A 14070-nucleotide genomic window follows, 5' to 3' on the forward strand; every position below is an offset into this window, starting at 1 on the left:
TAAACTTTTTCACCTTATGTATTTTTAGACCACTCTTTGTAATTTATAGACAATAAAGTTAGTAGGTGTGTGAATTACATTTGTTACATAGGAAATCAGAACAACCGGAAGATATAAGCCGACTTGTTTAAGATATAATATTAGATTTTTTAATCTTTCAATGATTTAACTGAAATGAAGAATTTTATCTATTTATCACTATTCTGTACTTTTTTACTTGTATCTAGTCCGTCTATTTTTGGGCAGACAGTATATCATGGAAAGAATGGAATTGCAGGTGATTTACAACCTTTCTTAGGAAATTTAAGTACTACAGCTTCTCCATTAAATGACGGGGAGTATTCAATGTTTGAAAAAGGAAAAGGAGCATATGGTGGAGTAGTGCTTTCATTGCCAGCTTTACTTGATTTATCAGGTAGTAGAGTTTTTAAGGTGACTGCATTAGTGAAAAGTCCTAAAGGTCCACTTAAAAATAACACACTCTTATTGGCAGTAAGAAACGAGGCTAACGATGGAATGACTCAGTTAGCCCAAATGCAGAAAGTAACAAAATATGATGAGTGGGTTACTTATTCATTTGATGTTTCAAACAATCCACTAAAAACTGATTACTCGAAATTAGTGTTGATTATGTCTCCTAAAGATGATGACGGAGAGGCAGTAGGTGTAAAGGTTTTCTTTAAAGAAATCAGTGGACCTGGTATTACTTCTGAAGATGTATTGCTCAATGCGAAAACAAATTTAGAAGGAAATCAAGTGATCTTAGATGTAGTTACAAAAGATGACTTAGATACTAAAACTAAAAAGCCTGTCTTTAAAGTGATCAAAAATGGTTATAAAAATGTAGCTATTGAAAATGTAACTGTAGAGGCAAAAAGAATAATCATTGATTTAGAAAAGCCATTTAAAAGAAGTGAAGATGTGAAAGTGTCTTACACGAAAGGTAAAATCACAGATGTAAGTGGTAAAGAAATCAAGTATTTCAAGCATCAAATGGTTAAAAATGAAGTAGCATTAAAACTGTTGAGATATACTGATTTTGGAGGGAATAATGCCCACATCAATGGACTTGCTGCATATGGAGGTCAGTTTAGTGCAGGTGTTGCAGATCCTCTTGATGCCAATACTAAAGTAAGTACTTTTACGAAAGGAAGTGAAGTTTGGTCAGCAATCCGTTTCAAGTTGAATCAAGAGATTGATCCAAAAGTCAATACCGTTTTTAAAGTAAAAGTGTATTGTAAAAATCCAGGCAAAAAGGTAACGAATAATAAAATCTTTTTGACGCTTCAAATTGATAATACCGTAAAGAATCAGTTAGTACAAAGCACAGATATTCAAGTATTTGACCAATGGGTAGAATATGAATTTGACTTCACTGGAATGTCACCTAAAGAAGCTACATTCAATAGTGCTTCTATCATGTTAGGAAGCCCTGATAAGGATCACGATGCTGAAGGTGTAGTTTATTACATCAAAGACCTAAAAGGTGGAGAATTTATCATGAACTAATTGGCAAAGAATTGAATCCCATCTGAAATAGATGTTGAGGGTGGGATTCAATACTTCTCATGATTTGACCTTGCTTATTTCTCTACTTTTATAATACCAAGTTTGTGTAATCACGAACGCTATTTATCGAAAGAACTTTCCTCAAAAAAGTAAAACTTTCAAACCCGATAAATTACACAACACTATTCTTCAACTCACAAAATGAAGAAACTATTGAAATGAAATTTTTTGAGCTTTTTGAACCTCAATTCTTCCCAACAATGAGTTTTAAAACTTTGCTCAATGGAATCATAATACCTAATGGTTAAGAAATGAAATTGAATTTTACGAAATCACTTAAAAAAGACTTTTTACAATTACTCTGTTTCCTCACGGCTATTGTTATGACCAATACAGTTCATGCACAAGAGTATACAGGACCGTGGGATTTAGACGTAATAAAAGCAGTACCCAACTTTGAAACGACCACCACTTCTGCTGTTGATGGATTAGAAAGTATTTTCTATGAAAGCATCGATTACAAAGGAGAGGTATCAAAAGTGTATGCTTATTATGGTTTACCATCAACACCAAAGCCAGAAAATGGTTATCCTGCCGTAGTATTAGTGCATGGAGGTGGCGGTACAGCCTATGATGACTGGGTAAAACTCTGGAACGATAGAGGATTTGTCGCTATCTCCATGGATTTAGAAGGACACATTCCTTCATTAGACGATTCAGCAGAAAGAGCAACATTTGAAGGAGCAGGTCCAGCAAGGACAGGGGTTTTTCATGATAATGCATTACCAATTAATGAGCAATGGTATTATCATGCAGTAGCACAAGTGATCAAAGCACATTCACTGATTGCTTCTTTCGAGGAAGTAGATGCCACTAAGATTGGTATTGCAGGCGTAAGCTGGGGAGGTATGCTGACGAGTACAATTGCAGGTTTGGATTTACGTTTTAAGTTTGCGATTCCAATCTATGGATGTGGTTTCCTAAAAGGAACGGACGGACATATGGGTAATAGCTTGGCTTCTACTGATCAAGATTATGTAAACAATGCCATGACAAATTATGAGGCATCAGCATATCTACATCAAGCCACTATGCCAATGCTTTTCTTTAATGGAGCCAATGATGCACATTTCCCATTACCTGCCACAATGGATTCAAAAAATGCGATTCAAGGTGATGCTTATTTATTTATCAAAGATGGTTTTGGTCATGGGCATTCGGTAGCATGGAACGAAGAAGAAAGCTATATTTTTGCAGATAAAATTATAAATGGAGGCACCCCATTATTACAAATTGATATACCTACTTATACTGATGGAACCAATACAATGTCTGTCAATGTAACGGATGCAGGTGCGGGTATTCAATCCGCAACATTCTATTATACAACGGACAGATCGGAAGTATGGAGTAGCAAAACGTGGAGTGCTATGCCTGCAACCATCGATGGAGCTACCGTTTCAACCGTAGCACCTGACAATACGTATGCTTCTTATTTTTTAATTACTGACAATAGCGGTTTTAATTTAACTTCTGATGTACACCGTTTTAAATCATCAGATGCTTCTATATCAGGTTTAAAAGTAGGGGAAAGTACAATCGAAAATTTTGATGTAGGAACCTCAGCATATGCTTTTGAATTACCTTATTCAACGAGTGCTTTACCGGAAATTACAGCCATCACAAATGATTACAGTGCTACGGTGGAAGTAACTGCCGGAGAAGAGTTGCCGACTACGGCTACATTAGTGATTACATCAGAAGACGGAACACAAGAATCAACTTATACGATCGCACTTAGCATGGCATCTGAAGAAGATGTATTGTTTTCTTATTATGAAGAGGGACAGTCTGAAATTGCGGAGGTAAGCTATATTTTAATGACTCAAGATACAGAAGCACAAGATCCAACTTTAGGTCCTTGCAGTACGGCTAACTTATTAACAAGGTTGGACGGAAGGTATGCGAATATGATGTTTGATATTGATGGAAAAATAGATTTTTCAGAAGCTGTTCATTTCAAAATAAGAATGTATGTTGAAGACCCTGGTAAAACGTTGACTAACAATGAATGTGCAATTGTATTACGTCAAGACGATGTTCCAGAATCTCAGTATCTACTTAACTTCCCTATTGAAAAATTTGATGAGTGGGTAGATTACACAATCGAAGTTGACCCTAATGCTTTCAATGAAGATTTGGAGTATATAAATACACTGTATTTCTTCCCAATCATTAATGATATAGCAGAAGAAGGAGGAGGAATGAAGTTTTATATTGATAAAATTCAAGGTCCAAAAGTTTTACAGAACCAAGTAAAATTGAAAGGAGAAACTTCAGAAGAAGGCAAAATGATTACAATCTCCGCTTTATCACATTCACCAATTAGCAATATTGAGAACCCTGAATTCCAATTGATGGTCAATAACTCAGCAGTTGGGATAGAAAGAGTGAAGGTGAAAAACCAAATTATCGAATTGATTTTGGCAGAAGAGGTTAAAGCAGGTCACGGTATTGAACTTACTTTCACAGGTGGTACTATTACAGACGAATTAGGAAATTCAGTTGCAGTCAATACCATTATCCCTGTAGAAAATAATACATCAGTTGGTCATTCTTTATATTCATTATACAATGTGGGAGGAACATCTGTTTTGGATTTAGCTTTTGTAAGTTCGGCAACCGTAGATGAAAATGCTCAAAACCCTGATACAAATGGTTACCCTGAAGAAATTGTAGCCAAATATGTAAGAGACGACAGTCAATGGTCAGAGGTGCGATGGGATTTACCAGCAGGATCACAGTTTGATTTCACGAGTACAAAAACAGTATCGATGAAGGTATATGTCAAAGATACTGGAATTGAGAACTTGAATAAGACTGTACAGGTAATCTTGAAAAAAGACAATGATTCACCTACACAGAAATCGGTTTTGGGGACATTAAAATGTTTGGATTCATGGCAAGAGTATCAATTTGACTTTTCGGGTTTTACCACTGAAGAGTTAGAGGGGTATAATTCCATTTCTTTTTACTTTGGAGCAAATGACAGTAATCCAGATTTTACTGCCACAGGCATGGAAGCTTATTTTGATGATTTAAGAGGACCAAAAGTAATCTCAGACAATATTATCACTTCTTTATCTACTGATGTAAGTGGAGGAAAAGTAGTGATGGATGTGGTAAGCTTATCTTCGTTAGTGAGTATTGAGAATACAGTATTTGAGTTGAAGGTGAATGGTTCAGCAGTAACACATCAAGTCGTAGAGTTGGACAATAAAATTGAGTTTAGAGTAGAAACACCGATTAGTTATGGCAGTGATGTAACATTAAGTTATCTATCAGGTACAATTACGGATGAGGATAACAAGACGCTTGCTTATTTTAATGATAGAGAGGTGAGAAATACAACACTTCCGTATTCAGAAATCATCTATTACTATGATGGATCAGCCAATGATGTCTCTTTCTACAATACTTATAAAGTGGTCACTTCAGAAGTAGATAACCCTTCAATATCTGAGGTGTCTCAAAGTGCTAGAGTGACAAAAGTGGTAAAAGAAGAGAACGCTCACTCACAAGTTCAGATTTTATACAATGGTCACTTTGAAACGGACATTGATAAAGTAGTCAAGCTAAAAGTATATCAAGAAACTTCTGATGACGGTTTGTATTCAGCAAACAATACTTTGAGAGTAAGACTTAGAAATAATACAGATAACTCTTATGTTACTTTAAGCCAGACCATCTCAGTTCAAGATCAATGGGTAGAATATACTTTTGATTTTAAAGACTTGCTTAGTGATGGAGATATTTTTGATCAAATGATTATCTTTTTCGGTCAAGACGCTTCACCTTTCAATGGTAACGATAATGTGTATTACATCGATAATATTGAAGGACCAAGAATTAATTCTGATGCAGATAAAAGATTATCCTCTTTGATTGCTGATGGTGAAGGAGTGGAAGGTTTTTCATCGGATCAATTCAACTATGCGATAGAATTACCATATGGCTATCAAGGATTTCCTAATGTGGTGGCAAATACTGTAAATGCTGAGGCTACCTATGAAGTAATTCATCCTGAAACCATTCCGGGATCTACGGCAGTAAGAGTGACAGCAAAAGATAATTCAACGATTGATTATAATCTTTCGTTCAACATTGCTATTCCATCAAATGATGCAACGATAACAGAGTTGTTGTTAGATGATGTACTTATAAAAGATTTCTCAGCGGATGTTACAGAATATACGGTTGAATACCCTTACGGCTCAACTTATATTCCTACTGTTACAGCGGAAGTAAATGATGATTTAGCCTCATTAGAAGTAACCAATGCGATTGCTCTTCCTGGAAAAACAGAGGTGACTGTTACAGCACAAAGTGGTATTGAAAAAGTTTATGTAGTGAACTTCACGGTTACACCACCTTCAGAAGATAATACATTATCGGAGTTATTGGTTGATGGTAAGTTAATTACTGATTTTGATGCTTCACAAGAAAGTTATTCTATTGAATTGCCTTATGGGTCAACAGAAATTCCTGTAGTGACAGCGACTAAAAATGATGAAATGGCGTCTTTAGTAATTTCAGAAACAGATGAATTGCCAGGTGCGTCTACCATAACAGTTACAGCACAAAGTGGTATTGAAAAGGTTTATGTAGTGAACTTCACGGTTACACCACCATCAGAGGATAATACCTTATCAGAGTTGTTGGTTGATGGAACATTGATTACAGATTTTGATGCATCAACAGAGAGCTATACTATAGAGTTGCCTTACGGAACGACTGAGGTACCCGTAGTAACAGCGACCAAAAATGATGCAACGGCGTCATTAGCCATTTCAGAAACGACAGAATTGCCAGGAGTATCTACCGTAACAGTAACAGCTCAAAGTGGTGCAGAAAAAGTTTATACGGTGAACTTCACGATTACGGCTCCATCAGAGGATAATACCTTATCAGAGTTGTTGGTAGATGGTACGTTAATTACAGGTTTCGATCCACTAGTTCAAAACTATACCATAGAATTACCTTACGGTACGACAGTAATTCCAGTGGTGACGGCTACGAAAAATAGTGAAACCACTACACTCGAAGTTGAAGAAACACAAGTATTACCAGGTACATCTACTGTAACTGTTACTGCTCAAAGCGGAGCTGAAAAAGTATATTCTGTCAACTTCACTATCACGGCTCCATCAGAAGATAACACTCTATCAGAGTTGTTGGTAGATGGTACGTTAATTACAGATTTTGATGCATCAACGGATAGTTATACTATCGAACTGCCTTATGGATCAACAGAAATTCCTGTAGTGACGGCTACAAAAAATGATGCAACGGCGTCTTTGGTCATCTCAGAAACGACAGAATTGCCAGGAGTGTCTACCGTAACAGTAACAGCTCAAAGTGGTACAGAAAAAGTATATACTGTAACCTTCGAAGTAGCTGACCCTTCTACAAATACAAATTTAACATCTTTATCTATTGAGGATGAATTGGTCGAAAACTTTGATCCAGCTGTATTACAATATACCGTAGCATTACCAATGGGAACTTCAGAAGTGCCTCATTTATCAGCGGTATTGGAAGATAAAAATGCCAGTTATGCCATTTCAAATACAACAGTGCTTCCAGGGCAATCTACAGTGACAGTGACTGCGGAGGATGGAGAGACGAAATCAGTTTACGTAGTAGAATTCATTTATGATGAAACAGTGTCAAACAATGCATCATTGAAAGAATTGTTATTAGATGATGTTTTGATAGAAGGTTTCGATGCCGAAGTGTTTACGTATTCTGTTCACCTTCCATATGCTTCTTCAGTTCCTGTTGTAACAGCAAGTGCTCAGCATGATATGGCCACCGTAACAGTGGGTGAGTTATCAGATGATCATAAGGTATTGATAGAAGTACTAGCAGAAGATCAGGTTTCAAAACAAGAATATAGCGTTCAGTTTACATTCGAAACAGCCTCATCTAATGCGAATCTAACCGATATCCTTATTGGAGGTACAAGTCTGGAAGGCTTTAAGATAGATTCACTCAACTACTCTTATCAGTTAACTTCTTCAGTGATTCCTTCAATTGAAGTAGTGTTGGAAGATGAATTAGCGGATGTAGTGATCTCTGAAGTAACTGAAGCAGGAAAAGTGGCGATCATTACAGTGACAGCACAAGATGGCGTGACGAAGAGTGTTTATTCAATATTATTCTTAGAAAATCAAGAACCGCCACTTTCTGTAGAAGAAGAGTTGGCTAATATCAAAGTATTTAAAGTAAATAATATACTTCATATAAGTGCTGATCAACCGCTCAGAGACAAGCAAATTGTCATCTCAGATGTACAAGGAAGAGTGATTCTGGCAACAATAGCTCAAGAAGAAAGATTTAATACACAAATTGTAGAAAATGGTCTACTAATTATCCAAATTTTAGGGGATAATTGCAGATATATTAAGAAGGTAGTTTTTTAGAGCATGATATAGAAAGCTCTGGACCTCAACTTGGTAGTGCTTTGTGTGTGAGGTCTCAAAATACTAATGTAGTATCAATTTTTTAGTGGAGCATCAGGACATCAAACCTGTCCTGATGCACACTTTAAAGATGAACTTCTTATTACTTAACCTATTGGATTAAATATTACAAGTATGAATATTAGAGTTATTATATTGACGATTTTTACTGTTATATCACTATCATCCTTTGCACAAGAAAAAAAGACAAACGTTATTTTTATCTTCGCAGACGACTGGGGGTATGGTGATTTAGGCAAGCATGGAAGCACCTTTTGCAAAACACCAAATTTAGATAGGATGATAGACGAAGGCACTGACTTTACAGAGTTTGTTGTCAACAGTCCTGTTTGTTCTCCAAGTAGAACAGCCGTCATGACTGGTCAATATCCTGCAAGACTTAGCGTACATCAACATTTCGCAACACCCAAACATCATATAGAGGCGGGTATGCCTGATTGGTTAGATCCCAAAGCAACAACAGTACAAGACCTTTTTAAGAAAAACGGATATGTTACAGGTCATTTTGGAAAATGGCACCTGACAAATCGTAGCATCAAAGATGCACCAACTCCTTATGAATATGGCTATGATGACTATGCCGCATTTAACCTTCCTGGACAACAAATTCAGACAGAAGAAACAGTACCGAAAGCCATTGAGTTTATAGAAAAAAATAAAAAGAAACCCTTTTTTATCAATTTATGGTTGCACGAGCCACATACACCACACTTTCCTCAAAAACAGTTCTTGGAGCAATTCAAAGATCTTCCAGAACAACAGCAAGTGTATGCCGCTGTTATTGCAGAAGCTGATTTTTATGTAGGAGAACTTTTTAAGAAATTGAGGACTTTAGGATTGGATAAAAATACCTTGGTCGTTTTCTCTTCTGATAATGGTCCTGAACATACACACGGAGAGAAAAGAAAATATCATCAAGGAAATACAGATGCTTTAGGATTATATTATTGTGTTGGAGAAACAGGTGGATTGAAAGGAAAAAAGAGATCTTTATTTCAAGGAGGCGTAAAAGTACCTTTCATAGCGTGGATGCCAGGTGTGGTACCAGCAGGAAAAGTGGATCAGACTTCTGTAATTACAGGAGTGGATATGCCTGCTACTTTCTTAGATATGGCAGGACTATCGATCAAGGATACTAAAGAAATGGATGGGGAATCAAGAGCAAGTGTATTAAAAGGAAAACCATCACCAAGAAAGAAACCAGTTTTCTGGGAGTGGAAAGGTTTTCACGGAAAAGATTACTATTGGCCTCATTTAGGAATAAGAAAAGGAAAATGGAAAATGATGATGAGTACAGATCATTCCAAAGTGGAATTATATAATATGGAACTCGATCCAAAAGAGCAAAATGACCTGGCATCTCAATTTCCTGAAGTGATAGTAGAACTGAAAAAGGAAATGTTGGATTGGCAATCAGAACTTCCCGAGTTACCAGATCCAAATTGTATTTCTGACGTACGTCTTTAATCGTTATATGAAATGAAGTGTTTGCTGTTTTACTTATTATGTATCCCTACTTTTCTATTTGCACAAAAAAAAGAGATAAGTTGGGATTTAGAAAAGCTTTTCAAGGCTCCCAAATGGGAAAAAGCAGATGAAGCTCAAGTAGAGGGAATGCAGAGTATTTATTATGAAGGCATTTCCTATAAAGGCAAGCCTACGAAAGTATATGCCTATTATAGCTATCCTAAGACACCTAAACCCGAAGGAGGATATCCTGCAGTTGTATTAGTGCATGGAGGAGGAGGTACAGGATATCCTACCTGGGTAAAGAAGTGGAATGAGGAGGGTTTTGTTGCTATTTCTATGGATTTAGAAGGGCATATTCCTTCAAATAAAAAACATGATGAAAGGGATACTTTTAAAGGATCTGGACCACAGCGAAATGGTGTTTTTCATGATTATGATTTGCCTTTGCAAGATCAATGGTATTATCAAGCCATTGCTCAAGTGATATTAGGACATTCATTGCTCCGCTCTTTTGAAGATGTCAATCCTAATAAAACAGGAATTACAGGTATCAGTTGGGGAGGAATGCTGACGAGTTCCATTTCAGGAATTGATGACCGTTTTCAGTTTGCGATTCCTATTTATGGATGTGGTTTTTTGAAAGGTACCGATGGGCATATGGGAAAGGCATTAGCTTCTGACAACGTGGCTTACCTAGAGAATGCAATGACTTATTTAGAAGCTTCAGTGTATTTGCCTCAAGCACAAATGCCCCTACTTTTTGTCAACGGGACCAATGATGCACACTTTCCACTTCCCGCCACAGTACAATCTAAAAAGGCAGTGAAAGGAGACGCATTTTTATACCTTGAAAATGGATTAAACCATAGTCATTACTTTGGTTGGAATGTAAAAGAAAGCTATGCTTTTGCAGATCAAATCATCAATGGGGTACCTCACTTTGCAAAATTGACAACTCCTAAAGTGAAGAAAGGGAAGGTGATCGTTTCTATTTTAAATAACATCAATATTAAAGAAATACAAGTTCTTTATACAACGGACAGTAAGAGTGAGTGGGTTGAAAAGGAATGGAAAACGGAAAAAGTAGAGAAGTGGAAAGGTAAAAAGATCCATTCAATTTTACCCGAAAATACTCATGCAGCCTATTTCCAAGTGATGACAGAAGAAGGTGTTACTACCTCTTCAGAAATGATTGTAATTCAAAACGAAAATATTGGTCAACTGTAATGAAAACAATACTAACATTTTTACTTATTCTTCCTGTATTTGCCTTTGCGAAAGAGAAATACAAAAAAGAAGGAATAAAGCCAGGACAAGAGTTGAAATATGGTAATAAGCTTTTTAAATGGGAAGCAGATACCAACGGGAATGAAGTGATAGACCTTGATGAGGTACTTTATTCAGACAATGGAAACTGGAGAAAATTAAATGAAAATGATGAGAAGGACACGCATCTTTTTGAGGAAACAATTATGTACAGAAGGCAATTACGTTTTGTAGAAAGCGATGCTTTTATCTATAAATCCACACCCAATCGTGACCTTGCTTTATTTGTCGATTACCCTTCAGATTGGAAAAAATCAGATCAGAGAGTAGCAATCATTTGGTATTACGGAGGTGCCTGGAGTTCTGGAAACATTCTTCATTTTAAACCTCAAGCAGAATATTTTACACAAAGGGGTATTGTTAATATCAGAGTAGATTATAGAGTTGTACAGAGAGATGGTATATCAGACGGTGGTTATACATCAGCACAAGATGCCAAAACAGCTTTACGTTGGGTAAAAAGAAATGCAAAACTATTAGGTGTTGACCCTGATAAAATTATAGTAGGAGGAGGTTCTGCGGGCGGACACCTTGCTTTAGCTACGCAATTGAAATCAGTAGATGACCCAAACGATGATTTGAGTATAAATACAGATGTAATCGGTTTTATTTTGCACAACCCTTATGTCGTTTACCTCAATGAGAAATCATATGTATTCAATTTGGATTATTCAAAATTAGCACCTGTTTGGGTAGCTTATGGATTGAAAGATATCGCCGCTTATAACGATGATACGTCTCAGAAGAGAACGGAACGTAATGGTGAATCTTTTGTGAAGTTATTAGCAGAAAAGAATAAAGGGAGTTTTGCTTTTATAAAAGAAAACGGAGGACATGGTTTTTGCTCTTCTCCCCAATTTCTAGAAGAATCTACTCATTCTACGGATCAATTTTTACAAACGCTAGGAGTACTTGATGATCAAATGGGAAAAGTAACCTCTAAGGCACAATGGTTCCTAAAGATTGAAAGGAGAAAACAAATCATTTCTGATCATACTTTACGTTTGACGAAATACCGTAAAGGACAATCAGTAAATAGCTTTTCTTCTGATCATTCGAAATAATTGAACAAGTAGGCTATTAACATTTTTAATACTAGGTAAAAATAATCGGGTGTTTCGTGCACCATAGTTAAAACTTTGGGTAGGTGATATAGCAACCTCACCAAGACTAAAGTCTTGAAGGTTGATTTCGGAGGCAACACTTTAGTGTTGTAGGAGTCAATATCACCAGCCCATGACTTCAGTCATGGTGCACGATATTTTGTGCTTTTTTTCTTACCATGTAATTATCTGTATCCATCTAAATTTAAACCCCACATCATCTCATTTTTTTGATTCACTATACCAAAAGTTATAAATAATGAAATCACTATTATTCGCTATTCCTTTCTTCTTATTGGTAGTAATGACCAATGCACAATCGTCTAAAGTTTTTCCAGACAAGCTTGTAATGGCATTAAATCATCCTTACTCGCTGTATAGTGCACAATCACCTTGGTTCGGATTCTTTCAGTATTCTAATTACGTCAATAAAGACATAGGTGTACATACCACAGAAGCTACTTATTTACCATTGATCTCAGAAATTGCCAATCCTTTATATATAGATGATGCGGTGAAATTTGAGATGTTATCAGCACAAGCAAGTGGAGTAGATGGCTTCCAATTTGTCATTAGGTATATTCCTTTTGGTGATTTAAAAGTACTTTCAAGAATAATAGAGGCTTATCATAGAGTGGCGAATGAAGAGAATATAGATTTTAAGTTTTCACTCTTCCTAGATTTTCATCATCCAGCTTCAGTAAAGCAGGATCAGATGATGAATATGATGAAAATGCAATTAAAATATGCATTAGAAAATACAACTTACAGCCCTAAATGGCTGAGGTCAGAAAGGGGAGAAATTATTACTTTGACGGGTAATACGGAATCAATAATTGATGAGTTAAACATTTCAAATGTGTCTTATGGGACCATTCAAGCCAAAATAGAAAACGATTTAAGTTATGTAGATACCGTTGATTCAGCTTTAGTATCTATCGAAAAATTTGTCAATGAACCTTTAGAATATATTTATCAAACGCGATTTCCAAGAAGTAAAAATTATATCAATAAAGTACTATCAAAATACGCTGGAATCTGGAATATTCATGTCAACAATAGTGCAGTAGATGAGATTATTCCTTCATTGGCAAAAAAACACAATAAACCTTATGTACAGTTTTTGTCGGCTCAAGAAAGCCAATTTATGTATAGAAAGAATAAACCTCATGGTTTGGTAATATCTGCCAATAAACAGACAGGGACGTTTAGAGGTGAACTTCAGAATGCCGTGAACTTTGATGCTCAGATGATCAGCTTAAACTCATGGAATGATCTCAAAAAAGGGAACTTTATTGCACCTGAACTAAATCATGGTTTTGGCTTTAACGTTTTATTAAAACACTATAAAGACCAGTGGAAAAATAATGAAATGAGTAAAGATGAAATACTTTTATTGGCATACAATACTACAAAAACAACCACAGAAGTAAAGTCCCAACTAGATTTAATAATAACAGAACGACATGCTAAAAAAGAGGATATGGATAAGGTGGAAATTGTTACTTATTTAACCTCTGAAGGCGATGTTTACTGTAATGAACAGTTTGTAGGAAAGGCTCCAAAAGGGATGAACAGTTTTTATTTAGATATACCCAATGGAGGAGTGACTGCCGAAGTGAAAAGAGAAAACAAGGCAGTATATGTAGTCACAGGAAAAACACCGATAAGAGATAAAGCCTATCGTTATAATTTTTTAATTAATACTTACACAAATCAAGATCAGAAGTTTCTAGATCAAATTATTGATTTAGCTGTAGACCCTGTAGTGAGACAAAACACGATGCGCTTTTTACTCACACAGAAACAACAACAAGCTTATAAAGAAGCAGTGAGAACCAAAGTGATGGAGAATATAAACACACTGAAAGAACATCAAATTACATCATCAAGCTTAAGCCAAAAAAGAGCTAAAACAAATAAGAAATATAAAAAAGAAATAGCTCGAATTCTCGGTAGTCAAAACTATTCTATTTGGGAAGAAATAGAAATGGAAGCAGAGGAATTATCAAGAAGGAGACATGCCTCTTATAAAGAAGGAGAGGTGAAAGGACAACTACTACAGCCGTTTGAATTTTAAAAATTACACACTAAAGCAGTTAAACATTTGAAATTGG

General features: G+C 36.0%; 6 protein-coding genes. All 6 read left to right on the top strand.

Features of this window, described 5'->3' with window-relative positions:
* Nucleotides 1-174 precede the first annotated feature (174 nt).
* The 6 genes from IC221_RS02660 (at nucleotide 175) to IC221_RS02685 (ending at nucleotide 14033) form a co-directional block, all read left to right on the top strand.
* Entirely contained in the window at nucleotides 175-1509 is a 1335-nt protein-coding gene (locus IC221_RS02660) for a SwmB domain-containing protein (RefSeq protein WP_188167474.1), read from the top strand.
* A gap of 311 nt (nucleotides 1510-1820) precedes the next feature.
* Nucleotides 1821-7994: an acetylxylan esterase gene (locus IC221_RS02665; RefSeq protein ID WP_188167475.1), complete on the top strand. Its 6174-nt coding sequence runs from the start codon at nucleotides 1821-1823 to the stop codon at nucleotides 7992-7994.
* Between the two features lie 174 nt (nucleotides 7995-8168).
* A complete protein-coding gene (locus IC221_RS02670; RefSeq protein WP_188167476.1) occupies nucleotides 8169-9521 on the top strand; it encodes a sulfatase in 1353 nt (450 codons plus the stop codon).
* Nucleotides 9522-9533: 12 nt separating this feature from the next.
* Nucleotides 9534-10751: a S9 family peptidase gene (locus IC221_RS02675; protein WP_188167477.1), complete on the top strand. Its 1218-nt coding sequence runs from the start codon at nucleotides 9534-9536 to the stop codon at nucleotides 10749-10751.
* Nucleotides 10751-11914, top strand: a complete 1164-nt coding sequence (locus IC221_RS02680) for an alpha/beta hydrolase (protein ID WP_188167478.1) — start codon at nucleotides 10751-10753, stop codon at nucleotides 11912-11914. The genes IC221_RS02675 and IC221_RS02680 overlap by 1 nt, the downstream gene beginning before the upstream one ends.
* A 298-nt stretch (nucleotides 11915-12212) precedes the next feature.
* Nucleotides 12213-14033, top strand: coding sequence for a hypothetical protein (locus IC221_RS02685; RefSeq protein WP_188167479.1), 1821 nt, complete (start codon nucleotides 12213-12215; stop codon nucleotides 14031-14033).
* Nucleotides 14034-14070 lie beyond the last annotated feature (37 nt).

It is taken from the genome of Flammeovirga sp. EKP202 (assembly GCF_014534745.1).
Taxonomy (GTDB): domain Bacteria; phylum Bacteroidota; class Bacteroidia; order Cytophagales; family Flammeovirgaceae; genus Flammeovirga.

Coding starts and splice junctions, on each gene's coding strand:
- IC221_RS02675 (WP_188167477.1), top strand. CDS start 9,534: ATGAAGTGTTTGCTGTTTTACTTATTATGTATCCCTACTTTTCTATTT.
- IC221_RS02680 (WP_188167478.1), top strand. CDS start 10,751: ATGAAAACAATACTAACATTTTTACTTATTCTTCCTGTATTTGCCTTT.
- IC221_RS02665 (WP_188167475.1), top strand. CDS start 1,821: ATGAAATTGAATTTTACGAAATCACTTAAAAAAGACTTTTTACAATTA.
- IC221_RS02670 (WP_188167476.1), top strand. CDS start 8,169: ATGAATATTAGAGTTATTATATTGACGATTTTTACTGTTATATCACTA.
- IC221_RS02660 (WP_188167474.1), top strand. CDS start 175: ATGAAGAATTTTATCTATTTATCACTATTCTGTACTTTTTTACTTGTA.
- IC221_RS02685 (WP_188167479.1), top strand. CDS start 12,213: ATGAAATCACTATTATTCGCTATTCCTTTCTTCTTATTGGTAGTAATG.